This window comes from Kitasatospora sp. RG8, from assembly GCF_017813315.1.
Classification (GTDB): Bacteria; Actinomycetota; Actinomycetes; order Streptomycetales; family Streptomycetaceae; genus Kitasatospora.
This window is the reverse complement of record NZ_JAGIYX010000040.1, coordinates 26,279-50,930: the sequence shown is the minus strand read 5'-3', so window position 1 is coordinate 50,930 and position 24,652 is coordinate 26,279. Positions and strand designations below refer to the sequence as shown.

Here is a 24,652-nt window from a genome sequence, read left to right as displayed (position 1 = left end):
CGAGGAACCGCCCCCCGGCCCCGTCGGACGGACGTCCCGCCGACGCCCCGCCGACGTCCCGCGCACGTCCCGCCGACGCCCCGCACCTCCGGGAACCCGCCCCCCGGACCCCGGGGATCCCACCGGATACCGTCGACACATGCCAGTTCAGCCCGATTCCGCCCGCCCGCCGCTCTTCACCTGGGACTTCGCCGCCGACCCGTACCCGGCCTACGCGTGGCTGCGGGAGCACGAGCCGGTGCACCGCACCACCCTGCCGAGCGGGGTCGAGGCCTGGCTGGTGACCAGGTACGCGGACGCCCGGCAGGCCCTCGCCGACAGCCGGCTCTCCAAGAACCCGCTCCACCACAGCACGCAGGCCCACAGCACGGGCCGGGTCGGCATCCCGGGCGAACGCCAGGCCAACCTGATGACGCATCTGCTGAACATCGACCCGCCGGACCACACCCGGCTGCGCCGGCTGGTCTCGAAGGCGTTCACGCCCCGCCGGGTGGCCGAGTTCGAGCCGAGGGTGCAGCAGCTCACCGACCGGCTGATCGACGGCTTCGCGGAGCGCGGCAGCGCCGACCTGATCCACGAGTTCGCCTTCCCCCTCCCCATCTACGCGATCTGCGACCTGCTCGGCGTGCCCGCGGAGGACCAGGACGACTTCCGGGACTGGGCGGGCATGATGGTGCGGCACACCAGGCCGGGCCAGGGCGGGGGCCAGCGCGGTGGTGTGGGGCGGGCGGTGAAGCGGATCCGCGCCTACCTGGCGGAGCTGATCCACCGCAAGCGGGCGGACCTCGGCGACGACCTGATCTCCGGCCTGATCCGGGCCAGCGACCACGGCGAGCACCTGACCGAGAACGAGGCCGCGGCGATGGCCTTCATCCTGCTCTTCGCCGGGTTCGAGACGACCGTCAACCTGATCGGCAACGGCACCTACGGCCTGCTGCGCAACCCGGACCAGCGGGCGCTGCTGCAGGATTCGATCGCCCGCGGGGAGAGCTCCCTGCTGGAGACCGGGATCGAGGAACTCCTGCGCTACGACGGGCCGGTGGAGCTGGCCACCTGGCGGTTCGCGACCAGCCCGCTGACCATCGGCGGGGTGGCGATCCCGGTCGGCGATCCGGTGCTGGTGGTGCTCGCGGCGGCGGACCGGGACCCGGCGAGGTTCGCCGACGAGAACACCCTCGACCTGGCCCGGGCGGACAACCCGCACCTGGGCTTCGGGCACGGAATCCACTACTGCATCGGCGCCCCGCTGGCCCGGCTCGAGGGGCGGGCGGCGCTGGCCACCCTGCTCTCCCGGCTGCCGGATCTGCGGCTGGCCGAGAACCCGGACAACCTGCGCTGGCGAGGTGGTCTGATCATGCGTGGACTTCGTGAACTTCCGGTCGAATTCACTCCCGAGAAGAAGCCCGTCGTCCCTGCTGACGAGCCCTCCGTCGGGGCCTCCGACATCACGGACTGATGCCTCGACACACTGACGGGACGTCTCCGACACGCCGAAACAGGGGGGTTGAACCGCCATCAAAGCGGACATACCGCCTTCGTTGGTAGGCGATCAGCCACTCACCGTAATTTCTGTGTGATATCGGCGATATGAGCTTGTGATTGGTAAGAGGATCTGCCTACCCTCCCTGAAGTTCGCAGCTGCGGACCTCGTGCGCGGAACGCCGAATCCTGCCCGCCGTGCCACGGGAAACCGACCAGACCCCTGGGCAGGGGCGGGGGAACCAGGTTTGTTGCCGTCCCCCACGGCTTGGGGTGAAGCCGCCCGCGCGGGCAGAAAGCCTTCCGCGCGAGCGGCCGGGCCACCTCCCGGTCCGAACCCGACAGCTCACCTCGCAGGCGTGCGGAGAGGGACCCATTCATGCTGTTCGTTGGAACTGGCCGTCACCGTCGTCGCACCCAGGCCGAGAAGGCCATCGCAGTCGCCGGTGTGGCCGGCGTCGGACTCGCGATGCCGATCCTCACCGCCACCGGCGCCTCGGCGGCCCCCGTCTCGACCTGGGACGCGGTCGCCCAGTGCGAGAGCGGCGGCAACTGGAGCATCAACACGGGCAACGGCTTCTACGGCGGCCTGCAGTTCACCTCCAGCACCTGGAAGGCGTACGGCGGCACGTCCTACGCTCCGCAGGCCAACCAGGCCAGCAAGGGCCAGCAGATCTCGGTCGCGGAGAAGGTCCTCGCCTCGCAGGGCCCGGGCGCCTGGCCGGTCTGCTCGCAGAAGGCCGGCCTGAGCAAGGGCGGTGCCCCGGCCTCGGTCGACACCGCCTCGGACGCCAAGCCCGCCGCGCCGAAGCCGGCCCAGAAGCCCGCCCAGCCGAAGCCGGCCCAGCAGCAGGCCCAGAAGCCCGCCGCCCAGCAGCACGCGCAGCAGGCCCAGCCGTACGGGCAGCAGCAGGCCACGACCCCGGACTTCTCCGGCCACGGCGGCTGGGACGCCGACGCGAAGGTGTACTGGTACCAGAGCAACGGTGACTGGTACTGGACCAGCCACCAGAGCGTCTACCAGCAGTACGCCGGCCAGGGTGCGGGTCAGGACAACCGCGCCGCCCAGGCGGCTCCGGCCGCGCAGGCCGCCCCGGTCGCGCAGAGCGCCCCCGCGGCCCAGCAGCACGCCGGCCACGGCTACACCGTCCAGTCCGGCGACACGCTGGCCGGCATCGCCGCCACCCAGGGTCTCCCCGGGGGCTGGCAGGCGCTGTACGACGGCAACCGCGGCACCGTCGGCGCCGACCCGGACCTGATCATGCCCGGACAGGTGCTCAACCTCGGCTGAGCGCAACCTCTCTCACGGTGACTCGGCGAAGGGGGCCGGATTTGGCCCCCTTCGTCCACATCTGGTCGGCTTCCGTCGGGCAACCAGGTGAACTACCGGGGGGTAGCAGGGCCACACGCTGAGACGGGACCGAGGTCAGCGTGGCCCCGAGAGCCCGTGCGGTTAGGCTCTGGTCGTAACGACTCCGCAATCGTTCGCCCGACAGCACCCACCGTCAGTCGAACCTGCTTCCGCTAGGAGATGCCTCGTGCCGTCCATCGATGTCGTCGTAGCCCGTGAGATTCTCGACTCGCGTGGCAACCCCACGGTCGAGGTCGAGGTCGGCCTCGACGACGGCAGCACCGGTCGTGCCGCTGTCCCGTCGGGTGCCTCCACCGGTGCCTTCGAGGCCCTGGAGCTGCGCGACGGTGACAAGAACCGCTACTTCGGCAAGGGCGTCGAGAAGGCCGTCCTGGCCGTCATCGAGCAGATCGGCCCGGAGCTGGTCGGCTACGACGCCACCGAGCAGCGCCTGATCGACCAGGCCATGCTCGACCTGGACGCCACCCCGGACAAGTCCTCGCTCGGCGCCAACGCCATCCTGGGCGTCTCCCTGGCCGTCGCGCACGCCGCCTCCGAGGCCAGCGACCTGCCGCTGTTCCGCTACCTGGGCGGCCCGAACGCGCACGTCCTGCCGGTCCCGATGATGAACATCCTCAACGGTGGCTCGCACGCGGACTCCAACGTCGACATCCAGGAGTTCATGATCGCCCCGATCGGCGCGGAGTCCTTCTCCGAGGCCGTCCGCTGGGGCGTCGAGGTCTACCACACCCTCAAGGGCGTCCTGAAGGAGCGCGGCCTCTCCACCGGCCTCGGCGACGAGGGCGGCTTCGCGCCGAACCTGGACAGCAACCGCGAGGCCCTGGACCTCATCACCGAGGCCATCCAGAAGGCCGGCTACGTGCCCGGCCGCGACATCGCGCTGGCGCTGGACGTCGCCGCCTCCGAGTTCTACGAGGACGGCGCCTACCAGTTCGAGGGCAAGGCGCTCACCTCCGCCGAGCTCATCGAGTACTACGCCGACCTGGTCGCCTCGTACCCGCTGGTCTCCATCGAGGACCCGCTGGACGAGTCGGACTGGGACGGCTGGAAGGCCATGACCGTCAAGCTGGGCGACAAGGTCCAGCTGGTCGGCGACGACCTGTTCGTCACCAACCCGGCCCGCCTGGCCAAGGGCATCGAGACCGGCACCGCCAACGCCCTGCTGGTCAAGGTGAACCAGATCGGTTCGCTGACCGAGACCCTGGACGCCGTCGAGCTGGCCCAGCGCAACGGCTACCGCTGCATGATGTCGCACCGCTCCGGCGAGACCGAGGACGTCACCATCGCCGACCTGGCCGTCGCCACCAACTGCGGCCAGATCAAGACCGGTGCCCCGGCCCGCTCCGAGCGCGTCGCCAAGTACAACCAGCTGCTGCGCATCGAGGAGATCCTCGACGACGCCGCCGAGTACGCCGGCCGCGGCGCCTTCCCGCGCTTCCGCGCTGCGGAGTGACGCGCACGGTCGTCCCGAGGACCGGTGAACGCCGTACGTCCGAGGGCTGACCCGCGCCCGCCGGCGCAAGCCTGACCGGTGCCCCGCCGTTCACCCCGTAGGGTGGACGGCGGGGCACCGTCGCGACCAGGAGGGGATACGGGAGATGGCAGGCTGGAGGATTCCGGGCTTGGCGGCCCGGCCTCGCTTCACGAGCCGGGCGACCGTCCTCGTCCTGGTGCTCTGCTCACTGGTGGCGATCCTGGCCTACCCGACCCGGCAGTTCATCTCCCAGCGCTCCGAGATCTCCGCCCAGCGGGCGAAGGCCGAGCACGCCCGGCAGCAGGTCGAGCAGCTGCGCCGGGAGAAGACGCGCTGGCAGGACCCGGAGTACGTCAAGGCGCAGGCCCGCTCCCGGCTGCACTACGCGATGCCGGGGGAGACCCCGTACATCGCGGTGGACCCGGCCGGCCAGGGTGCCGCCAAGTCCTCCGCGTCCTCGCCCGCCCCGTCCGACGGTGCGGCCGCCTCCCAGGCGAAGGCCGCCAAGCCCTGGTACGCCAGCGTCTGGGACTCGGTGGACGCCGCCGACACCGCAGCCCTCGCCCCTCCCTCTTCACCCGCCCCCGCCCCCGCTGGAGCAAGCTCCCCCCATGACCACTGAGAACCACCCCTCCGTTCCCGACGCCGACGTCGCGGCCATCGCCGCCCAGCTCGGACGGGTCCCGCGCGGTCTGCGCGGCGTGGCGCACCGCTGCCCCTGCGGGAACCCGGACGTCGTGGAGACGGCTCCCCGCCTCGCGGACGGCACGCCGTTCCCCACCCTCTACTACCTGACCTGCCCCAAGGCCGCCTCGCTGATCGGCACCCTGGAGGCGGACGGCGTGATGAAGGAGCAGACCGCCCGGCTCGCCGAGGACCCGGAGCTGGCCGCCGCCTACCAGAAGGCGCACGAGGACTACATCGCCCGCCGTGACGCCATCGAGGTGCTGGAGGGCTTCCCGAGTGCCGGCGGGATGCCGGACCGGGTGAAGTGCCTGCACGTGCTGGTCGGCCACTCGCTGGCGGCCGGAGAGGGCGTCAACCCGCTCGGCGACGAGGCGATCGGCATGCTGGAGGACTGGTGGGCCAAGGGCCCGTGCGTCTCCGCGGCCGAGGTCGAGGCCGCCGGTGAGCGGGTCGCGCGCAACCGGGCCAAGGAGCAGGACCACGCGGCGGTGATCGCCGCCAAGGAGCAGAAGACGGCCGAGCGCGCCGCGAAGCGGGCCGCGGCCGAGGGCACCGAGGAGGCCGGCGAATGACCACGACCCGTGTCGCCGCGATCGACTGCGGCACCAACTCGATCCGTCTGCTGGTCGCCGACCTCGACCCGGAGACCGGGGAGATCACCGACCTCGACCGTCGGATGATCATCAACCGGCTGGGGCAGGGCGTGGACCGGACCGGCCGGCTGCACCCGGACGCGCTGGCCCGCACCTTCGCGGCCTGCCGCGAGTACGCGGAGGTCATCTCCGGCTTCGGGGTCGGCCCGGACCGGATCCGCTTCGTCGCCACCAGCGCCTCCCGGGACGCCGAGAACAGTGACGAGTACGCCAAGGGCGTGCGCGACATCCTGGGTGTCGGGCCCGAGGTGGTCAGCGGCGAGGAGGAGGCGCACCTCTCCTTCGTCGGCGCCACCAAGGAGCTCACCGGCGGTCAGTTCCCCGCGCCGTACCTGGTCTTCGACCTCGGCGGCGGGTCCACCGAGTTCGTGCTGGGCGGGGCGGACGTCCAGGCGGCCCGCTCGGTGGACATCGGCTGCGTCCGGCTGACCGAGAGGCACTTCGGCGGTGCCGAGCTGCCCTCGGAGGAGCAGATCGCCGAGGCCCGGGCGCACGTGCGGGCCGAGCTGGACAAGGCCGAGGAGGTCGTCCCGCTGACCGGCGCGGCCACCCTGGTGGGCCTGGCCGGGACGGTCACCACGGTCTCGGCGATCGCCCAGAACCTGCCGGCGTACGACTCCGAGGCGATCCACCATTCGCGGATCAGCCGTGAGCAGGTGGCCCGGATCGCCGACGAGCTGCTCGCCGCCACCCACGACCAGCGGGCGGCCATCCCGTCGATGCACCCCGGCCGGGTGGACGTGATCGCGGCCGGAGCGCTCGAACTGCTGGAGATCATGACGCGGACCGGTGCCGCCGAGGTGGTCGTCAGCGAGCACGACATCCTGGACGGGATCGCCTGGAGTATGGCCTCCTGATCGGCTGCGGTCCTTACCCGTCCGGCCCCGGAGCCCCCTGGAGGGGCCCGGGGCCGGGGCGCAGTCGGAGCCGGGCGAGAAAGTTCGTGAATTTCTTCACATGGCGATCCGTCCATTCGTCGTGTCCGCATGCCCGCAACGTCCGAAATGTGGGACTGAAGGCGCGGTCGGCGTGGCGACCGCTGGATCGCAGGCGCGGCCCCCGTGCGGGTTTGAAAATCGAAATCACACACGGGAACCCAGGCGCAGCACGGATCGTTGCAGCTCAGCCGGGCCGTCCGAACGCCCGTGCTCACGGAGGGGTCCCGGGGGCTGTGAGGTGACACCCCGGGGTCGCCAGAAGGGCCGCGAAGTGTAGCACAGGGTGTCCAGGAGCTTGTGAGCGGGCTCACGAATGCTGCTCCGGACGGTGCTGGATACTTTCGGATATGAGCACCACGGAGCGTCCTCGCATCCTCATTGTCGGCGGTGGTTACGTCGGCCTGTATGCCGCGATGCGCATCCTCAAGAAGATGCGTTACGGCGAAGCGACCGTCACGGTCGTCGACCCGCGGTCGTACATGACGTACCTGCCCTTCCTTCCCGAGGCGGCCGGCGGCAACGTCGCGCCCCGAAACCTCGTCGCCCCGCTGCGCAGCGCCCTGAAGAAGGCGGAGGTGCTCACCGGTGCGGTCACCGGCGTGGACCACGCCCGCAAGGTCGCCACGATCCAGCCCGCGGCCGGCGACTCGTACGAGCTGCCCTTCGAGTACCTGGTCGTCGCGACCGGCTCGGTCTCCCGCACCTTCCCGATCCCGGGTCTGGCGGAGCACGGCATCGGCATGAAGACCGTGGAGGAGGCCATCAGCCTCCGCAACCACGTCATGGCGCAGCTGGACAAGGCCGAGTCCACCACGGACGAGGCGATCCGCCGCAAGGCGCTGACCTTCGTCGTCATCGGCGGTGGCTTCGCCGGTGTCGAGACGATCGCCGAGATCGAGGACATGGCGCGCGACGCCGCCAAGATCTACAAGACCGTCAGCCGCGACGACATGCGCTTCATCATGGTGGAGGCGGCCAACCGCATCCTCCCCGAGGTGGGCCCGGACCTCGGTCTGTGGACCAAGGAGAAGCTCGAAGAGCGCAACATCGAGGTCTTCATCGAGACCTCGATGGACTCCTGCGTCGACCAGCACGTGGTGCTGAAGAACGGCGTCGAGGTCGACGCCTCCACCATCGTGTGGACGGCGGGCGTGAAGCCGAACCCGGTGCTGGCCAACTTCGGCCTGCCGCTCGGCCCGCGCGGCCACGTCGACACCGCCGCGACCCTCCAGGTCCAGGGCTTCGACTACGTCTGGTCCGCCGGCGACAACGCCCAGGTGCCCGACCTCGCCTCCGGCGAGGGCGCCTGGTGCCCGCCGAACGCGCAGCACGCCTGCCGTCAGGCCGTCGTCCTCGGCGACAACGTGATCTCCGGCATGCGGGGCTTCCCGCAGAAGGAGTACAAGCACAAGAACCTCGGTGCGGTCGCCGGCCTGGGCCTGCACAAGGGTGTCGCGATCCTCTTCGGCAAGGTCAAGCTCAAGGGCCGCCTGGCCTGGTGGTTCCACCGCGGCTACCACGGCGCCATGGTCCCGACCATGAACCGCAAGGTCCGTGTCTTCACCGACTGGACGCTGGCGATGTTCCTGAAGCGCGAGACCGTGGGTCTGGCCCAGATGGAGAAGCCGTTCGAGGCGTTCCAGGAGGCTGCGGCGCCCGCGCCGAAGCCGGTCGAGGCCGCCAAGCCGGCCGCCGACAAGGAGCTCGCCAGCAAGTAAGCGACTGCACCCCCGGTGTGGGAGCACCGGGGCATGAGTCGGAGGCCCTCCGCCCGGCAATGTCGCCGGACCACGACCTCCGTGGTGCTCAGCCGGCCGTGCGACCGGGCGGAGTACAGAAGTACGCGAAGGCCCCTGCCGAACCCTCCGGCGGGGGCCTTCGCGTTGCCGCGTTCGCGGCCGTGACCGCCGTTCGCCCTGCCCTGTCCGCCCGGGCCGGGGACGGCCGTCCCGGTGGCCGCGGGCGGTGGAACGCAACACCGGCCCCGGGCGGGGTGCCCGGGGCCGGTGGGGGTGGCGAGTCGGTCGGGCGGCCTGACCGCCCGCCGGTCCGTCAGTCGGTCTTGATGCTCGCCAGGATGTCCAGCTTGGACGCCCGGCGGGCCGGCCAGATCGCGGCCACCAGGCCGACCACGCCGGCCAGGCCGAGGAAGAGCAGCAGCTGGCCGTAGGGCAGGACGGTGGTCAGGCCCGTCATGGTCGACTTCAGGGTGCCGTTGATCGCCCAGGCCATGAAGCAGCCGAGCAGCAGGCCGATGCCGGCGCCGAAGACCGAGATCACCACGGACTCCAGACGGACCATCCGCTTGATGCCGCCGCGGTCCAGGCCGATCGCCCGCAGCATCCCGATCTCGCGCTTGCGCTCGAAGACCGACATGGCCAGCGTGTTGACGACACCGAGGATCGCGACGATCACGGACATCGCCAGCAGGCCGTACATCATGTTCAGCGCGAAGCTGATGGTCTGGCTGAAGTCGTGCCGGACGTCCTGCTTGGACTTGACCTCGATGACCGGGTTGGCGCCGGTGGCGTCCTTGAGCGCCTGCTTCAGCGCGCCGGTCTCTCCGTTGGCGCCCTTGACCAGGACGTCGTTGAGGTAGGGCTGCGGCTCGTGCTTGACGATCTCGCTGTTGGCCAGCATGACCGGGCCGAGCATGCCGCCCTTCTCGTAGACGCCGCCGACGGTGAGCTGGCCCTCGGTCTCGTCCGGGTAGGTGACCTTCATGGTCGAGCCGGTGGTCACGTTGAACTTCTTGGCGACGTCCTCGTCCACCAGCAGCTGGCCCTTGCCGACCGAGGCGGTGGAGCCGCTGGTCAGCTTGACCGAGACGAGCTTGTCGAAGGTGTCCGCGTTCAGGCCGGTGATCGCCTTGGTGGTGCCGTTCAGCTCCCAGTAGACGGTGGTCAGCGGCGACGAGGCGGCGACCCCGGGAGCCTTGGCGATTTCGGCGGGGAGCTTCTCGGACAGGCTCATGTTGTTGGCGGCGGAGACCAGGTAGTCGGCCTTCATCGCGCTGGTGACGGCCTTGTCGACCGCACTGCCGACCGAGGCGCCGATCACCGTCAGGCCGCTGACCAGGGTCAGGCCGATGGTGAGGGCGGCGGCGGTGGAGGCGGTGCGGCGCGGGTTGCGCACCGCGTTCTGCCGGGCGAGCTTGCCGGGGGTGCCGGCTAGCTTGCCGAGCACCGGGCCGGCCAGGGCGATCACCGGGCGGGAGAGCAGCGGCAGCAGGATGAAGATGCCGACCAGGGCCAGCAGGGCGCCGATCGCGACCGGCATCCGGCCGCCGCTGTCGCCGGTGGAGGCGCCGTAGGCGATCAGCGCGCCGCCGCCGGCCGTCAGCACCGAGCCGATGCTGTTGCGGACGACCAGGCTCTTCTGGCTGCTCGGCTGGTCGCCGCTGCTCATCGCGGCCACCGGGGCGATCCGGGAGGCGCGCACGGCGGGCAGCAGGGCGGAGAGGACCGTCACCAGGACGCCGACCACCAGGGTGACCGTCACGGTCAGCGGCTTGATCACCAGCGAGGCGGTCGGCATGCCGTCGTCCATCGAGTGGACCAGGGACTGCAGCCCGGCGCCGATCCCGACACCGGCGACCAGACCGGCCAGCGCGGAGACGGTACCGATCGCCAGGGCCTCGATCAGCACCGACCGGGTGACCTGCTTGCGGCTGGCGCCGATCGCCCGCAGCAGCGCGAGCTCCTTGGTGCGCTGGGCGACCAGCATGGTGAAGGTGTTGGCGATGATGAAGATGCCGACGAAGAGTGAGATCCCGGCGAAGGCGAGGAGCATGGTGCGCATGTTCTCGGTGCCCCGGGAGATCATCTTCTGCTGGTCGTCCTTGAGCTCCTGACCGGTCTCGACGTCCATCTGCTGACCGGCCGGGAGCTTCTGCTTCGCCTCGGCGCGCAGTGCGTCCTCGGTGGTGCCGGGCTTGGCGGTGAGCACGATGCCGCTGTAGCGGCCGGGCTCCAGCAGCAGCTGCTGGGCGGTGGCGCGGTCGAACAGGGTGAGCGTGCCGCCGGTGTTCACCACCGGGTCGTCGGTGGTGAAGACGCCGGTGAGCCTGGCCTCGGTGACCGGGCCGTTGGAGCCGACGCGGACGGTGTCGCCGACCTTGTAGCCGCCCTTCTCGGCGGTCTTGCGGTCGAGCGCGATCTCCTTGGCGTTCTTCGGACCCTGGCCCTCGGCCATCGGGTAGCGGGTGTCCTTGCCGTCCGGGCCGGGGGCGAAGTTGGCGCCCTTGGCGGACCAGGCCTGGCCGATCAGGTTGCCGCTCTTGTCGGCCACGCCGGTGAAGCCGCTGACCACGCCGCGGGCCTGGGCGGCGCCGGGGAGGGCGGCGAGCTGCTGGACGGTGGCGTCGGTCAGGGTGGCCGGGCTCTTCTCGCTCTTCTCGCGGGCGGAGGCGCCGGAGCCGGCGGCCCGGTCGACGATCTGGACCGACACGTCGGAGTAGCTCTTGGAGTTGCTGTCCCGCATGGCCTTGCCGAAGGTGTCGGAGAAGACCATGGTGCCGGCCACGAAGGCGGTGCCCAGCATGACGGCCAGAGCCGTCATCAGCAGTCGGCCCTTGTGGGCCAGCACGTTGCGCAGTGCGGTGCGATACATGGGGTGTCCTGGGGCTGTGGAGGGGCGGGGCGGCTGCCGGTGGGGCGTCAGCTGGTGCGGCCCTTGGCGTCGAAGCGGCGCATGCGGTCCAGGACGGTGTCGGCGGTGGGGCCGGTGAGCTCGTCGACGATGCGGCCGTCGGCGAGGAAGACGACGCGGTCGGCGTAGGCGGCGGCGACCGGGTCGTGGGTGACCATGACGACGGTCTGGCCGAGTTCGCGTACGGAGTTGCGCAGGAAGGAGAGGATTTCGGCGCCGGAGCGGGAGTCGAGGTTTCCGGTCGGTTCGTCGGCGAAGATGATGTCGGGCTTTCCGGCGAGGGCGCGGGCGCAGGCGACGCGCTGCTGCTGGCCGCCGGAGAGCTGGCTGGGGCGGTGGGAGAGGCGGCCGGAGAGGCCGACGGTCTCGACCACGCGGTCCAGCCAGGCCTTGTCGGCCTTGCGGCCTGCGATGTCCATCGGGAGGGTGATGTTCTCCAGGGCGGTCAGGGTGGGGAGCAGGTTGAAGGCCTGGAAGATGAAGCCGATGTGGTCGCGGCGCAGCTGGGTGAGCTGCTTGTCCCTGAGGCCGACGAGTTCGGTGTCGCCGATGGTGGAGGAGCCGGAGGAGACGGTGTCCAGGCCGGCCATGCAGTGCATGAGGGTGGACTTGCCGGAGCCGGAGGGGCCCATGATGGCGGTGAACTCGCCCTGGGGGAAGGTCACGCTGACGTTGTCGAGGGCGACGACGCGGGTCTCCCCCTCCCCGTAGACCTTGTTCAGGCCGGTGGCGCGGGCGGCCGCCCGGCCGGTGCGGACGGCGGTTGCGGTCGACGTGGTCACGGGGGTGCTCCTTGGGTTCGCGGGCTGCGGGCGGGGCGCGGGCTGCGGACGGTGCCGGGGCCGGCGGGAGGTCGTTGGACGGCCGGGCCCCGGGGGCTTCCGGCCGTACCTCAATGCTCAGCCACGTGATCATGGTTATTCGTCGCTCCGCCGGACGGTTGGCCTGACCACCGCTGGGCGTACGCCCAGGTAAAGCCCTCATCCTCCGGTATGACGCCGACCCTGATTGGGGCTCCGTGGCCGGATAGCGCGCCTCGCATGGCCAAATCACGAACTATTCGTCAGATGGCAAGGAAACATGACAACTTCCCTGGCTGGGAACATGCGAAAGGGCGTTGTGGGCGACTAGGCTCAGGCATGGCCCGGGACGGAGTCGGAACAGCACTCCCCGTCACCGCCGGGCCGGTCCACGGGACGCCCGGATGGTGGAACGCAGACACGGGCAGCTTAAAACTGCTTGGCCGAGAGGCCGTGCCGGTTCGAGTCCGGCTCCGGGCACCGCTCTCACCGGCGGGGGCGCCGATCCGGCGTCCCCGCCGGTTGCCGTTCGACGGATCCTCCTCGCGGCGTATCCCCATTTTTTTGCCAAGCCATTACCCTTGTGGTTCGGGCGGTGCAGTACCGCCACGGAGGGAATGAGCAATGAGAAGCAGCAACCCGGTCTTCTCGCGGGAGGGGTCGTTCACCCGCGAGTCCGGCTACGCGGGTTTCGGCACCACGCAGGCCGGGAGCCCGTCCGGCGGTAACCCCTACGGTCAGAGCAACCCGTACGGCACCAACCCGTACGGGAACAATCCGTACGACAACAACCCGTACGCGCAGCAGGCCCCGGGGCAGCAGCAGCTGACGGACGAGCAGCTGGTGGAGATGTACCGGGCGCCGTCCGCCGGTCCGCTGGCGACGGGGCGGATGACGCTCGACGACGTGGTCGCGCGCACCGCGATGACGCTGCTCACCCTGGTCGCCGCCGGCGCGCTGGCCTGGTTCGCGCTGCCGGCCGAGAACTACGGCGTCGCCGTGGGCGCGGGCCTGGTGGCCTTCGTCATCGGCATGGTGATCTCCTTCAAGCGGAGCGTCAGCCCGCCGCTGATCCTGCTCTACGCGGGCCTGGAGGGCTTCGCCCTCGGTGCGGTGACACACGTCTTCGACACCATCTGGGAGGGCATCGCGATCCAGGCGGTGCTGGGGACGGCGGCGGTCTTCGCGGCGATGCTGATCGGCTACAAGAGCGGCCGGATCCGGGTCACCCCGCGCTACACCCGGATCGGCATCTCGATCGCCATGGGCTTCGTGCTGCTGCTGATGGTCAACATGGTCGCGTCGATGTTCGGCGCGGACATGGGGCTGCGCGCGGGCCCGCTGGGCATCGTGGTCGGCCTGGTCGGCATCGGCCTCGGCGCGTTCTTCCTCTCGCTGGACTTCGCCGCCGTCGAGGAGGCCATCGCGCAGGGCGCCCCGCAGAAGGAGGCCTGGCGGGCCGCATTCGGGCTCACCCTCTCGCTGGTCTGGATCTACATCGAGATGCTGCGGCTGATCGCGATCCTGCGCGGCGACGACTGATCCCGTGCCGTTGAGGCACTGCTGAAGCACTGCTGAAGCACCGCCGGGTCCCGGGGCACTCGCCCCGGGACCCGGCGGTTCTTGGTTAGGCTCCCTGCATGTCCGAAGCACAGCCCCTGGTCGAGGCCGTCGACTCCCTGGCGGATCGTTTCCGCTCCATGCCGCAGAGCCGCCTGCTGGGCGCCGTGCCCGGCCACCCCTCGCGGGCGGCGGCCGCGCTGGCCCTGGCCTCCCGGCTGGCCGCGGTGGCGCAGGCCGCCGAGGGCGGGCCGGTGCGGGAGTTCCCGGACGCCGGGGCCTTCGCGGTCGGCGACCAGCTGTCGGTGGCCGGGCACGACCTGGCGGCCGCGCTGGCGGCACTGCCGGACGACGCGGAGGTGGCACTCCCGGAGGCGCTGGGCGCTCCCGCGCCGGCCGCGGCGGTCCTCGCCGGGGCGCTGGCCGAGGTGAACGCCACGGCCGCGCTCTGCGGCTGAGCCCCGGTCGGGCGGGCCCCGGCACCGCGGGCGGCCGGCACGGCGGGCGGCAGGGCAACGAACGGCCGCAACGACGGGCGGCCGCAACGACGGGCGGTCGCAATGGCGGGCGGTCGCAATGGCGGGCGGGGAGAGCGGCGAACGGCCGGAACGCCGGAGGCCGGCCGGATCGGTAACCCCTTGATCCGGCCGGCCTCCTGGCGCGGCGTCCGCCCCGTGTCGTCGTGTCCGGCGTCAGATGCTGGCGACCACCCGGTCGGCGAGCACGTAAACGGCGTCCTCGTCGGTGGAGAAGGTCAGCGAGTACGAGCCGGAGAACCGCGAGCCGCCGAGCAGCCGGACGTCCTCGCCGGCCCGGACGGCGTCGATCAGCCGGTAGGCGGCCTCGCGGTCACCGGGGGCGACGCAGAGCGTGGTGCCGTCGGCGAAGGCGTACACGTCCAGGGTGCCGAGCGGGCCGGGGCGGACGTCCACCAGGGCCACGCCCTCCTCGGCGAGGGTGGCCAGACGGGTGTCGGTCCACTCGCGGGACGGCGCCTGGCTGGGCACGAAGTCGGGGTGCGAGGGGTGGCGGCGCGGGTCGGGGGCGGCGGCGGGCGCGTCCTCGACGACCGGCTCGGCGTCCAGCAGCCCGGCCTCCAGGCCGGTGGCCAGCAGGTCGGCCTCGCGTCGGGCCCGGGCGTCGCCGCCGGACTCGCCGGTCGGCGCGGACGCACCGGCCGGGTGGCCGGGGCGCAGCGGGGCGCCGCCCTCGGGGCCGGCCTCGGCGGGGCCGGTGCCGCCCTCGTTGATCAGGTCCTCCAGCGCGGAGCGCAGCGCCTCGCCGAACTCCGGGTCCATGGTGCCCGCGTTGTCGGCGGCGTCCTGCGGGCCGGTCGGCCGGGGGAAGAAGAGCGGCCACTCGTCGGTGCCGAGCACGCTCGCGAACGGGGAGTCGAACAGTGGCGCGTCCTCGGCCGCGCGGGCCTCCTGCTCGGCCCAGAAGGCCCGGGCCTCGGTGATCTCCCGCTCGCGGTCGGCGGCGAGTGCCTCGGCGACGGCCCGGCGTATCGCGGCCTCGTCGACCGGTGCGGGCCCTGCGGAGGCCGCGGCCTGCGCGTCCAGCCGGCGGGAGAGTCCCCGGAGGCGGAGCAGGGCGGCGGTCGACACGGTGATCAGGATCAGCAGCAGGATGGTGTAGACGACGCTCACGGAACGTACTCCTAGGGAGGAGCGGAACGGGGTTACATCTCCACACTGCCGCATGCGGGGGTGTTATCGCAGTGGCGAATGTCTAATTTGTCCGAGACTTACGCACTTGTCCCCAAATTGTTAGGTAACACCGCTCTACGCTGCGGAGTTGATCCGCTCCGCACCGTCGATTTCCGGTCGGGATTCGGAAGAAAAGAGGGCCGGATCGACCTCGCGGTGTGATCCGGCCCTCAATTACGCAGCGTCACTCCAAATGGGTGGTCTGGACCCTTCGGGGTTGACGCACCGGTGACGCGGAGGTCAGCTGAGGCGCTCGATGACCATCGCCATGCCCTGGCCGCCGCCGACGCACATGGTCTCCAGGCCGAACTGCTTGTCGTGCCACTGCAGCGAGTTGATCAGGGTGGTGGTGATCCGGGCGCCGGTCATGCCGAAGGGGTGGCCGACCGCGATCGCGCCGCCGTTGACGTTCAGGCGGTCCAGGTCGATGCCCAGGTCGCGGTAGGACGGGATGACCTGCGCCGCGAACGCCTCGTTGATCTCGACCAGGTCGATGTCGCCGATGGAGAGCCCGGCGCGCTTGAGCGCCTGCTTCGAGGCCTCGACCGGGCCGTAGCCCATGATCTCGGGGGAGAGGCCGCTGACGCCGGTGGAGACCACCCGGGCGAGCGGGGTGATGCCCAGCTCGCGGGCCTTGGTGTCGGACATGATGACCAGCGCGGCGGCGCCGTCGTTCAGCGGGCAGCAGTTACCGGCGGTCACGGTGCCGTCCGGGCGGAACACCGGCTTCAGGCCGGAGACGCCCTCCAGGGTGACGCCCGCGCGCGGGCCGTCGTCGGTGCTGACCACGGTGCCGTCCGGCAGCGTGACCGGGGTGATCTCGCGCTCCCAGAAGCCGGCCTTGATGGCCGCCTCGGCGAGGTTCTGCGAGCGGACGCCGAACTCGTCCTGCTCGGCGCGGGTGATGCCCTTGAGCGCGGCGAGGTTCTCCGCGGTCTGGCCCATCGCGATGTAGGCGTCCGGCACCAGGCCGTCCTCGCGCGGGTCGTGCCACTCGCCGCCGCCCTCCTCGGCGCGCTTGGCGGTGCGGGCCTGGGCCTCGTCGAAGAGCGGGTTCATGGTGCCCGGCATGCCGTCGGACGTGCCGTTGACGCTGCGCGAGACGGTCTCCACGCCGGCCGAGATGAAGACGTCGCCCTCGCCGGCCTTGATCGCGTGCAGCGCCATCCGCGTGGTCTGCAGCGAGGAGGAGCAGTAGCGGGTGATGGTGGCGCCGGGCAGGTAGTCCATGCCCATCTGGACGGCGACGATGCGGGCCAGGTTGTGACCCTGCTCCCCGCCGGGCAGGCCGCAGCCCAGCATCAGGTCGTCGATCTCGCGCGGGTCGAGCTGGGGCACCTTGGCCAGCGCGGCGCCGATGATGTGCGCGGTCAGGTCGTCCGGGCGGACGTCCTTGAGCGAGCCCTTGAAGGCCCGGCCGATCGGCGAACGGGCGGCGCTGACGATGACGGCTTCGGGCATGGCGGGCTCCTCGCTGAGTGACCTTCGGACTGTCCTTCGGGCTGGGGCGCCCCGGCGGCCTCCCGGCCGCGGGGGCCGGTCGGACGCGGACGTCCGGGAGGAAAGTTACCGCCTGGTAGTTCAGGCGTCACCCGCCCCAGCGTGTGAGCTGGCCGACGTATTCCCGTCCTCCGTCACCGGCCCTGCCTGCGGTTCCGCCGTCGGGGTGCCCGGCAGGCCGACCCGCAGCCGGTGCCGCAGCATCGCCCAGCGCCGGACCGCGCCCTCGGCGCCGACCGCCGCCACCTCGGTGCCGGCCCGGCCGGCCGCGGCCGCCGCCGCGACCGCCACCGGCAGCACCGCCTCGCCGGGCACCGGGCCGGCCGGGCGCTCCTCCTCGGGCCAGAGGCCGAGCACGGCGCAGAGCGAGGGCAGCACCGCCATCGCCGCCGTCGCGTAGCCCTGGGCGGAGGGGTGGTAGCGGTCGGCGGCGAACATCTCCGGGCGTGCCGCGAACTCCGGCCCGAGCAGCGAGCCCAGCGACACCGTCCGGCCGCCCGCCTCCACCACGGCGATGGTCTGCGCGGCCGCCAGCTGCCGGCTCAGCCGGCGGGCCACCCAGCGCAGCGGCGGGCGCACCGGCTTGATGGTGCCGAGGTCCGGGCAGGTGCCGACCACCACCTCGCAGCCGTTGGCGCGCAGCGCCGCGACCGCCTCGCCGAGCTGGCGCACCGCGACCTGCGCCGGGCTGTGCCGGGTGACGTCGTTGGCGCCGACCATGATCACGGCGATGTCGGGCCGGTGCGGCAGGGCCAGCTCCAGCTGGCCGGAGAGGTCGCCGGAGCGCCCGCCCGAGCGGGCCACGTTCACCAGCTCGACCGGCCGCTCGGCCACCGAGGCCAGGCCCGCCGCGAGCAGCGCCCCCGGGGTCTCGCGGGCCCGCAGCACGCCGAGGCCGGCGGCGGTGGAGTCGCCGAGGAAGGCCAGGACGAGGGGCGGCTGCGGATCGGCGCCGTCGGCGAAGGCCTCGCCGTAGACGCCGTCGGCCTTGGGCGGGTCGCCGTCCAGGATGCCGATGGCCTGGATGGCGAGCCTGCTCTCGGTCACCAGCACGCCCACCAGGCCCACCCCCAGCAGGCCGAGCCCCCCGCCGCCGTACGCCGCGGCGGCCGCGATCCGGCGGGCCACCCGGGCCCGCGACTCCTGTGCCCCTGGCATCCGGTGCCCCCTTCACGTCCTCGTGCCGCCCCCGGCGGGGCCTCTCCAGTGCACCTGTACACCCCTCCTACCCGCGTTGGCGGCGCGCTACGACGGGGGTGGGCCATCCGTGGCGCCGGCGCGGGGCCGGCGCGGGGCCGGCCGGGTGTGACGGGGGCGTCGGGTCGGGTGCGGCGCAAGGGCGGGCTGGGGCCGGTGGCACGCCCTAGGCTTTGCAGTACCGAAAGCACTCGCATGCCCACATCCCGGGAGGACCCCCGTGCGGTACAGCAACTCGATCATCGACCTCGTCGGCAACACGCCGCTGGTCAAGCTGAACAAGGTCACCGAGGGCATCAGCGCGACAGTGCTGGCGAAGGTCGAGTACTTCAACCCCGGCGGCTCGGTGAAGGACCGGATCGCGATGCGCATGATCGAGGCCGCCGAGGCCTCGGGCGCGCTGAAGCCCGGCGGCACCATCGTCGAGCCGACCTCCGGCAACACCGGCGTCGGCCTGGCGATCGTGGCCCAGCAGAAGGGCTACAAGTGCATCTTCGTCTGTCCGGACAAGGTGTCCACCGACAAGATCAACACCCTGCGTGCCTACGGCGCCGAGGTGGTCGTCTGCCCGACCGCCGTCGCCCCGGAGCACCCGGACTCGTACTACAACGTCTCCGACCGCCTGGTCCGTGAGACGCCCAACGCCTGGAAGCCGGACCAGTACTCGAACGCGGAGAACCCGGCCTCGCACTACCACTCCACCGGCCCGGAGCTGTGGGAGCAGACCGAGGGGAAGATCACCCACTTCGTGGCGGGCGTCGGCACCGGCGGCACCATCTCCGGCACCGGCAACTACCTGAAGGAGGTCTCCGGTGGCAAGGTCCAGGTGATCGGCGCCGACCCGGAGGGCTCGGTCTACTCGGGCGGCACCGGCCGGCCGTACCTGGTCGAGGGCGTCGGCGAGGACTTCTGGCCGACCGCCTACGACCGCAACGTCGCGGACGAGATCGTGGCCGTCTCCGACAAGGACTCGTTCCAGATGACGCGCCGCCTCGCCAAGGAGGAGGGCCTGCTCGTCGGCGGCTCCTGCGGGATGGCCGTGGTGGCCGCGCTGGAGGTCGCCAAGCGGCTCGGCCCGGACGACGTCGTGGTCGTGCTGCTGCCGGACGGCGGCCGCGGCTACCTGTCCAAGATCTTCAACGACGACTGGATGGCCGACTACGGCTTCCTGCCCTCGGCCACCGACGAGGCGCACATCGGCGAGGTGCTGGCCCGCAAGGACGCCATCGAGCACGAGGGCATCCCGCAGTTCGTCCACATGCACCCGAACGAGACCGTCGCCGAGGCGGTCCGGGTGCTGCGCGAGTACGGCGTCTCGCAGATGCCGGTGGTCTCCCCGGGCGCCGGGCACCCCGACATCATGGCCGGCGAGGTGATCGGGTCGGTGGCGGAGAAGCTGCTGCTGGAGGGCGTCTTCGCCAACGAGATCCAGCTGACCGACACGCTGGACAAGGTGATGTCCAAGCCGCTGCCGGTGGTCGGCTCGGGCGAGACGGTCACCAACCTGATGAGCGTGCTGGAGAAGGCCGACGCCGCGGTGGTGCTGGTGGAGGGCAAGCCGCAGGGCATCGTCACCCGTCAGGACCTGCTGGGCTTCCTGGCCGGCCGCGCCGCGCACTGACGCCCGCTCAGCCGGCCGGGCCGTGCGGGGCACTGACGCCCGCTCGGCCCGCCCGGCCCGCAGGGGCGGCCGGGGGTTCGTCCACGGGCGAAGTGGTACACCGGCGTCACCTGCGCGCAGCACGCGCTTAACAACACCCGGGCATCGTGGTGGTCAACGGCAAGACGCCGAGTGAGGCGACGGCAACCGTCCGGGAGCGGCTCCCCGGCGGACGCGGTCGTCTCCGGACACGTCGGTCGGCCCTGGGCCGGCGGCCGTGTCCGCCCTCCCCGCCCGGCATCGGGCGGGAGGGGCCCGTCACAGGAGGCGCCGTCGTCCCGCCCCTGCCCGGTTCCGGCCGGTCACCAGGGTGCGGCGGCTCCTGCGACGACCAGCGCGCCGCTTGGCGCGTCTCCGCGGCTCCCGGGTGGGGGAGCCCCGGCGGAGACGGCGGGCCGGTCCCTCCCCGGAGGGACCGGCCCTTCCGGTGTCCGGCTCCGGTGCCCGTTTCCCGTACGCTCGCACGCATGACCAGCACTGAAACGACCGGCCAGGACGCCCCGCGCTACGTCCGGCTCAGCATCGAGCTCATCGCCGAGATCACCGACGAGGGCGCCCTCAAGGCGGCCGCCCTGAAGCAGGTGACCGACGACGAGTACCTCGACGACGAGGAGCGCGCCCAGTCCGTCGAGGCGATCGAGGTGGACCCGTCGGGTTCGCTCGCCCACTTCATCGACCCGGTCGCCCTGCTCGGCGACGTCCCGGGCGTGGAGCTCGCCTCGGCGACCTGGGAGTCCGCGCAGACCGAGTTCGACCCCGAGGGCGAGGGCTGGGACGAGTACACGGTGGAGGAGTCCGCCGAGTAGTCGCCCTGCTCCTCCCGCCACCGTCACGGTTGGTGACCGCCCGGCCTGCTCCTCGCAGGCCGGGCGTTTTGTCCATATTTGGTCGGAAGTTGGGTCATCTCATACGATCGATCTCCGTTGATGGTGGAACCGTGAAGGGGCAGTTTGCGTTTCTGTATCCGTAATGCCCGGGATGATCAGCAGGGAGAACGCGACGTGACGGCACGGGACGGTCAGGGGCGGGCAGGCGGAGGCAGCTGGACGCGGCGCGGCGTGCTGGCCGGCCTGATCGGTGCGCCGGTCCTGCTGCTGGCGGCCTGCAACGACACCAAGGGCGGCGAGGGCGCCAACGCCGGGGGCGGGACGTCCCCGGGCAGTGGCTCGGGAGCTGGCAGCGACGCGGGGGCGGGGACCGGCGGGGCGAGCACCGCTGCGAGCAGCTCGCCGAAGACCTCCGTCGCCGTCATCACGGTCACCCCCGCCGACGGCGCCACCGCGGCCAGCTTCAGCGACCCGGTGAGGGTCGCCGTCGCCGGCGGCACCCTCGGCACGGTCAAGGTCACCGACGCCACCGGCAGGGCCCTGGCCGGCGAGCTCTCCGCGGACGGCACCAGCTGGACCTCCGCCGCCGCACCGGCCAGCGGCACCAAGTACACCGTCACCGCCTCGGCCACCGACAAGGACAAGCTGGAGGCGGACGCCAACGCCACCTTCACCACGGCGACCCCCGCCAACACCTTCGTCGGCTACTTCACGCCCGAGGACGGCTCCACCGTGGGCGTCGGCATGCCGGTCTCGATCAACTTCAGCAAGCCGGTCACCGACCGCAAGGCCGTCCAGCAGGCGATCACCGTCATAGCCGAGCCGGGCGTCGAGATCGTCGGGCACTGGTTCTCCAGCACCCGCCTCGACTTCCGGCCGCAGGAGTACTGGGCCAAGGGCACCAAGGTCACCGTCAAGCTCCGGCTCAAGGACGTGCAGGGGGCGAAGGGCGTCTACGGGACCCAGTCCAAGGACGTCCGCTTCACCGTCGGCCGCGCGCAGACCAGCGTCGCGGACCTCGCCGCCAAGACGCTCACCGTCACCACCGACGGCCAGGTCAGCGCGGTGTACAAGATCTCCGGCGGCGCCCCCGAGCACCGCACCTGGGGCGGCAAGATGGTCATCTCCGAGCAGTTCCAGCAGACCCGGATGAACTCCCAGACCGTCAACCTCGGCAGCGAGTACGACATCGCCGACGTGCCGCACGCCCAGCGGCTGACCACCTCCGGCACCTTCATCCACGGCAACTACTGGTCCCCGTCGTCGATCTTCGGCGGCCAGAACACCAGCCACGGCTGCGTCGGCCTGAAGGACGCCCAGGGCGGGCAGGACCAGGGCGCGGACGGCTACAGGTTCTACCGGAGCTCGATGATCGGCGACGTGGTCGAGGTCGTGAACTCCGGGGACAAGACGGTCGAGCCGTCCAACGGCCTCAACGGCTGGAACGTCGGCTGGGCCGCGTGGAAGGCCGGCAGCGCACTCTGAGCGGCGGCTGAGCCCGCCCTCCGGTGGTGAGCCCGCGCCCCGGTGGTGTGACCGGTCCCGGTGGTGAGACCGGTCCCGGGTGACCGGGGCCGCTCCCCGGAAATTCCTCCCGGACGGACAGAACCCCGTGGCCCGCCCGAGGAGTCGGGAGGGTGTGAAACGCGAGCAGAGACAGCGCCAGGATGCCGAGTTCAGTGCGTTCGTCATCGGTAACAGCGGCCAACTCATCAGGCTGGCCGAGCTGTTGACCGGCGACCCGCACCGGGCCCGGGACATCGTGCAGTCCGCGCTGGAACGCGCCTACCTGCACTGGCACCGGATCACCGCCGACGACCCGACCGCGTACGTCCGGCGGATCGTGGTCAACCAGCACCGCGACTGGTGGCGGCGGCTGCGCAACCGGGAGCTGCCGACCGACCGCACGCCCGAGCGGCCCGGCCGCGAGGACCTCGCCGAACGGCAGGCCCAACAGGCCCTGCTGCACCAGGCGTTGGCCACCCTCACCCGGCGGGAGCGGACGGTCGTGGTGCTGCGCTACTACGGTGACCTGAGCGAGGCCGACACCGCCGCCGAACTGGGCATCGCCCCCGGCACGGTCAAGAGCACGCTCCACCGGGCGCTGTCGAAGCTGCGCGCACTGCCAGAACTCGCCGACCGCGAGGGCGGTACGGCGGGTCCGACCCCGAGGAACGTCGAGGTGACGGTGTGAGCGGTGACGGCATGAGCGTCGAGAAGCGGCTCGGTGAGCTGATGGAGCAGGAACGCGGGACGGCCGGGCTGGCGCCCGGGCCGATCATCGCCCGGGCCCGCCGCCGCCGGGGCCGGCGGGCGGCGGGAGCGGGGGCGGCGGCCCTGGCCGTGGCGCTGATCTGCGGCGTCACGGCGGTCACGGTCGGCAGCGCCCGGCAGACCGGCGGGGTGGCGGGGGCCGCCGGCGAGGCGCTGACACCGTCGGCGGGGGCCGTGCCCGGTGCGGCTGCGGCGTCCACGCCGACCGCCACGCCGACCGCCGTGCCCACGCCCGGCACCACGGCGCTGCCGCTCTCCCCGGTCCGGCAGGTGGCCGCCGGCGAGAAGGTCGAGTTCGCCGACGGCGCCCGGATGTGGGTGACCACCAGGGAGAAGTGCGACGAGTACCGCGACGCCTCCGGTACCTGGGGCAGTGGAACGGGCTGCCGGGACGTCACCAGCGACAACCTGGAGCACGACAAGCCCAGCATCTACGCCCAGGGCACGTTCGGCCGCGACCGCAGCCTCCTGGCCAGCTTCTACCTGGGCCCGCAGCCGGCCAGGATCGTCGCCTTCGTGGGTGGGAAGCCGACCGTCGCCACGTTGGTGACCACCCCCGGCATGAAGGACTGGACGGCCTACTACGTGGTGCTGCCGGGCATGCCCGAGCTCCCGGGCGGCCGGCCCACCAGTCCTGCCCTCGCCGCCTACGACGCCGAGGGCAGGCTGTTGGCCGAGCTCCCCGGGCTGGGCGCGGACGGCGCCCAGGAGAAGGCCCCGGCCCGGCTGTAGCGTTCCCGGCGGGGTGACGGCGGCCCCGTGCACGACGGGCGGACCCGGACGCTGCTCCGGTACACGCCGGCCGGGACCCAGGGGCGCCGCCGCTCCCGAACGCGACGGCCGAAACCCGCCGGACCCGGCGCGGGCCGGGCGGCAGGGTGGACCGTATGACGACAACCACCCCGCCCGCCCCGGCCGTCCGCCCGATCGACCCGGCCGTCCACCGCACCCTGCTGGTGCGCGACGACGCGGGGCGCCCGCCCGTGCGCTCGACCGACGAGACCGGCGGCGCCCCGCTGCGGTGCTGCCTCACCCGGGCGCTGCCCGGCGACCGGATCGCCCTCGTCGGCTACGCCCCGCTCCGCCGCTGGGCGGCCGAGACCGGGGCCGACCCGGGCCCGTACGACGAGGTCGGCCCGGTCTTCGTGCACGACGGAGCGTGCCCCGGCACGGGGGCGGCCTGGCCGGCCGCGTTCCACACCGGCGACCGGGTGCTGCGCGCGTACGACCGGCGCGGGCACATCCTGGGCGGCGTGACCGTCACCCCCGAGACCGCCGAGGCGGGCGCCGCCGCGCTGCTCGCCGACCCGGAGGTGGCCGTGGTGCACGTCCGCGCGCTGCACTTCGGCTGCTTCATGCACGAGGTCCGCCGCGGCGCCTGAGGGCCCGCGGCGGACTCCCCGGCGGACTCTCCGGCGGGCGGTTCAGCGCTTGGCGTAGTCGACGAAGCCCTGCCAGTTGAGGGCGACACAGGGCTCGTCGCCCATCACCCAGGCGTCGTGGCCGGGCGGGCAGATCATGAAGTCGCCGGGGCCGAACTCGGCCTCCTCGCCGTCGTCCATCACGATCTTCATCCGCCCGGAGACCACGTACCCCAGGTGGGAGGCCTGGCAGCTGTCGGTTCCGGCGATCGGCTTGATGTGCCGGGACCACCGCCAGCCGGGCTGGAAGACCGCCCGTCCGACGGCGCCGCCCTCCAGGTTGACCAGGCGCAGCTCGCCCGTGCCCGCCTCGAAGGGGCGGACCTCCTCGGCCTGGTCGTCGAAGTTCTTGCGGATGAGGCCGGCCATCGGTCCTCCTCGGAACAGGGCCGGCCCCCGTCACCAGCACTCGGTGACGGGGGCCGGCGGGCTGGTCCTTCCAGTCTGCGCC

Annotated in this window: 20 protein-coding genes, 1 tRNA gene, 1 pseudogene and 1 riboswitch; of the genes and pseudogenes, 16 read left to right on the top strand and 6 right to left on the bottom strand. The window is 72.1% G+C overall.

What is annotated here, in order from left to right:
• Positions 1–139: 139 nt before the first annotated feature.
• The 7 genes and pseudogenes from J5Y04_RS36815 (at position 140) to J5Y04_RS36780 (ending at position 8,321) form a co-directional block, all read left to right on the top strand.
• Positions 140–1,456: a cytochrome P450 gene (locus J5Y04_RS36815; protein ID WP_209416888.1), complete on the top strand. Its 1,317-nt coding sequence runs from the start codon at positions 140–142 to the stop codon at positions 1,454–1,456.
• 226 nt (positions 1,457–1,682) lie between these two features.
• Positions 1,683–1,853, top strand: a riboswitch (cyclic di-AMP (ydaO/yuaA leader).
• 5 nt (positions 1,854–1,858) lie between these two features.
• Positions 1,859–2,770 carry a transglycosylase family protein gene (locus J5Y04_RS43350; protein WP_305852884.1) on the top strand — a complete coding sequence of 304 codons (912 nt, stop codon included), beginning with the start codon at positions 1,859–1,861 and terminating at the stop codon, positions 2,768–2,770.
• 247 nt (positions 2,771–3,017) lie between these two features.
• Entirely contained in the window at positions 3,018–4,304 is a 1,287-nt protein-coding gene (gene eno, locus J5Y04_RS36800; protein ID WP_209416887.1) for a phosphopyruvate hydratase, read from the top strand.
• A gap of 169 nt (positions 4,305–4,473) precedes the next feature.
• The gene (locus J5Y04_RS36795; RefSeq protein ID WP_245206198.1) at positions 4,474–4,947 is read left to right on the top strand and encodes a septum formation initiator family protein; all 474 of its coding nucleotides are present in this window, start codon (positions 4,474–4,476) and stop codon (positions 4,945–4,947) included.
• Positions 4,937–5,458, top strand: a pseudogene (locus J5Y04_RS36790) (DUF501 domain-containing protein); the annotation flags it as partial. The gene J5Y04_RS36795 and the pseudogene J5Y04_RS36790, both read left to right, overlap by 11 nt.
• Positions 5,459–5,580: 122 nt before the next feature.
• Positions 5,581–6,522, top strand: coding sequence for a Ppx/GppA phosphatase family protein (locus J5Y04_RS36785; protein ID WP_209416884.1), 942 nt, complete (start codon positions 5,581–5,583; stop codon positions 6,520–6,522).
• 428 nt (positions 6,523–6,950) lie between these two features.
• Positions 6,951–8,321 (top strand): NAD(P)/FAD-dependent oxidoreductase, encoded by a 1,371-nt coding sequence (locus tag J5Y04_RS36780; protein ID WP_209416883.1) that lies wholly within the window; start codon positions 6,951–6,953, stop codon positions 8,319–8,321.
• 334 nt (positions 8,322–8,655) lie between these two features.
• Here the strand turns inward: J5Y04_RS36780 and J5Y04_RS36775 are convergent, their stop codons facing one another.
• Positions 8,656–11,214 carry an ABC transporter permease gene (locus J5Y04_RS36775; RefSeq protein WP_209416882.1) on the bottom strand — a complete coding sequence of 853 codons (2,559 nt, stop codon included), beginning with the start codon at positions 11,212–11,214 and terminating at the stop codon, positions 8,656–8,658.
• Between the two features lie 47 nt (positions 11,215–11,261).
• Complete coding sequence (locus J5Y04_RS36770; RefSeq protein WP_209416881.1) at positions 11,262–12,035, bottom strand: ABC transporter ATP-binding protein; 774 nt, start codon at positions 12,033–12,035, stop codon at positions 11,262–11,264.
• 416 nt (positions 12,036–12,451) lie between these two features.
• On the opposite strand from J5Y04_RS36770, the gene J5Y04_RS36765 reads away from it, so the two are divergent.
• From J5Y04_RS36765 to J5Y04_RS36755, 3 genes are all read left to right on the top strand, one after another.
• Positions 12,452–12,533, top strand: a tRNA-Leu gene (locus J5Y04_RS36765).
• Between the two features lie 144 nt (positions 12,534–12,677).
• Entirely contained in the window at positions 12,678–13,595 is a 918-nt protein-coding gene (locus J5Y04_RS36760) for a Bax inhibitor-1/YccA family protein (RefSeq protein ID WP_209416880.1), read from the top strand.
• Between the two features lie 98 nt (positions 13,596–13,693).
• Positions 13,694–14,071, top strand: a complete 378-nt coding sequence (locus J5Y04_RS36755; protein ID WP_209416879.1) for a hypothetical protein — start codon at positions 13,694–13,696, stop codon at positions 14,069–14,071.
• A gap of 234 nt (positions 14,072–14,305) precedes the next feature.
• Here the strand turns inward: J5Y04_RS36755 and J5Y04_RS36750 are convergent, their stop codons facing one another.
• From J5Y04_RS36750 to J5Y04_RS36740, 3 genes are all read right to left on the bottom strand, one after another.
• Positions 14,306–15,262 carry a hypothetical protein gene (locus J5Y04_RS36750; protein ID WP_209416908.1) on the bottom strand — a complete coding sequence of 319 codons (957 nt, stop codon included), beginning with the start codon at positions 15,260–15,262 and terminating at the stop codon, positions 14,306–14,308.
• Between the two features lie 300 nt (positions 15,263–15,562).
• Entirely contained in the window at positions 15,563–16,783 is a 1,221-nt protein-coding gene (locus J5Y04_RS36745) for an acetyl-CoA C-acetyltransferase (RefSeq protein WP_148643151.1), read from the bottom strand.
• A 120-nt stretch (positions 16,784–16,903) separates the two neighbouring features.
• Complete coding sequence (locus J5Y04_RS36740) at positions 16,904–17,980, bottom strand: SGNH/GDSL hydrolase family protein (RefSeq protein ID WP_209416878.1); 1,077 nt, start codon at positions 17,978–17,980, stop codon at positions 16,904–16,906.
• Between the two features lie 259 nt (positions 17,981–18,239).
• On the opposite strand from J5Y04_RS36740, the gene J5Y04_RS36735 reads away from it, so the two are divergent.
• From J5Y04_RS36735 to J5Y04_RS36710, 6 genes are all read left to right on the top strand, one after another.
• A complete protein-coding gene (locus J5Y04_RS36735) occupies positions 18,240–19,640 on the top strand; it encodes a cystathionine beta-synthase (RefSeq protein WP_209416877.1) in 1,401 nt (466 codons plus the stop codon).
• Between the two features lie 506 nt (positions 19,641–20,146).
• Positions 20,147–20,485 carry a hypothetical protein gene (locus J5Y04_RS36730; protein WP_209416876.1) on the top strand — a complete coding sequence of 113 codons (339 nt, stop codon included), beginning with the start codon at positions 20,147–20,149 and terminating at the stop codon, positions 20,483–20,485.
• 195 nt (positions 20,486–20,680) lie between these two features.
• Entirely contained in the window at positions 20,681–21,991 is a 1,311-nt protein-coding gene (locus J5Y04_RS36725) for an Ig-like domain-containing protein (protein ID WP_307853489.1), read from the top strand.
• Positions 21,992–22,145: 154 nt separating this feature from the next.
• Positions 22,146–22,700, top strand: a complete 555-nt coding sequence (locus tag J5Y04_RS36720) for a SigE family RNA polymerase sigma factor (protein ID WP_209416875.1) — start codon at positions 22,146–22,148, stop codon at positions 22,698–22,700.
• 11 nt (positions 22,701–22,711) lie between these two features.
• Positions 22,712–23,512, top strand: coding sequence for a hypothetical protein (locus tag J5Y04_RS36715; RefSeq protein ID WP_209416874.1), 801 nt, complete (start codon positions 22,712–22,714; stop codon positions 23,510–23,512).
• Positions 23,513–23,667: 155 nt separating this feature from the next.
• Positions 23,668–24,162, top strand: a complete 495-nt coding sequence (locus J5Y04_RS36710) for a DUF1203 domain-containing protein (RefSeq protein WP_209416873.1) — start codon at positions 23,668–23,670, stop codon at positions 24,160–24,162.
• A 42-nt stretch (positions 24,163–24,204) separates the two neighbouring features.
• Here the strand turns inward: J5Y04_RS36710 and J5Y04_RS36705 are convergent, their stop codons facing one another.
• Positions 24,205–24,570, bottom strand: coding sequence for a cupin domain-containing protein (locus J5Y04_RS36705; RefSeq protein ID WP_209416872.1), 366 nt, complete (start codon positions 24,568–24,570; stop codon positions 24,205–24,207).
• Positions 24,571–24,652 lie beyond the last annotated feature (82 nt).

What these genes read in the sequence shown, in the direction of transcription:
- J5Y04_RS36815 (WP_209416888.1), top strand. Translation starts at nt 140, where the DNA reads ATGCCAGTTCAGCCCGATTCCGCCCGCCCGCCGCTCTTCACCTGGGAC.
- J5Y04_RS43350 (WP_305852884.1), top strand. Translation starts at nt 1,859, where the DNA reads ATGCTGTTCGTTGGAACTGGCCGTCACCGTCGTCGCACCCAGGCCGAG.
- J5Y04_RS36785 (WP_209416884.1), top strand. Translation starts at nt 5,581, where the DNA reads ATGACCACGACCCGTGTCGCCGCGATCGACTGCGGCACCAACTCGATC.
- J5Y04_RS36780 (WP_209416883.1), top strand. Translation starts at nt 6,951, where the DNA reads ATGAGCACCACGGAGCGTCCTCGCATCCTCATTGTCGGCGGTGGTTAC.
- J5Y04_RS36775 (WP_209416882.1), bottom strand. Translation starts at nt 11,214, where the DNA reads ATGTATCGCACCGCACTGCGCAACGTGCTGGCCCACAAGGGCCGACTG.
- J5Y04_RS36760 (WP_209416880.1), top strand. Translation starts at nt 12,678, where the DNA reads ATGAGAAGCAGCAACCCGGTCTTCTCGCGGGAGGGGTCGTTCACCCGC.
- J5Y04_RS36755 (WP_209416879.1), top strand. Translation starts at nt 13,694, where the DNA reads ATGTCCGAAGCACAGCCCCTGGTCGAGGCCGTCGACTCCCTGGCGGAT.
- J5Y04_RS36745 (WP_148643151.1), bottom strand. Translation starts at nt 16,783, where the DNA reads ATGCCCGAAGCCGTCATCGTCAGCGCCGCCCGTTCGCCGATCGGCCGG.
- J5Y04_RS36740 (WP_209416878.1), bottom strand. Translation starts at nt 17,980, where the DNA reads ATGCCAGGGGCACAGGAGTCGCGGGCCCGGGTGGCCCGCCGGATCGCG.
- J5Y04_RS36730 (WP_209416876.1), top strand. Translation starts at nt 20,147, where the DNA reads ATGACCAGCACTGAAACGACCGGCCAGGACGCCCCGCGCTACGTCCGG.
- J5Y04_RS36715 (WP_209416874.1), top strand. Translation starts at nt 22,712, where the DNA reads ATGAGCGTCGAGAAGCGGCTCGGTGAGCTGATGGAGCAGGAACGCGGG.
- J5Y04_RS36710 (WP_209416873.1), top strand. Translation starts at nt 23,668, where the DNA reads ATGACGACAACCACCCCGCCCGCCCCGGCCGTCCGCCCGATCGACCCG.
- J5Y04_RS36705 (WP_209416872.1), bottom strand. Translation starts at nt 24,570, where the DNA reads ATGGCCGGCCTCATCCGCAAGAACTTCGACGACCAGGCCGAGGAGGTC.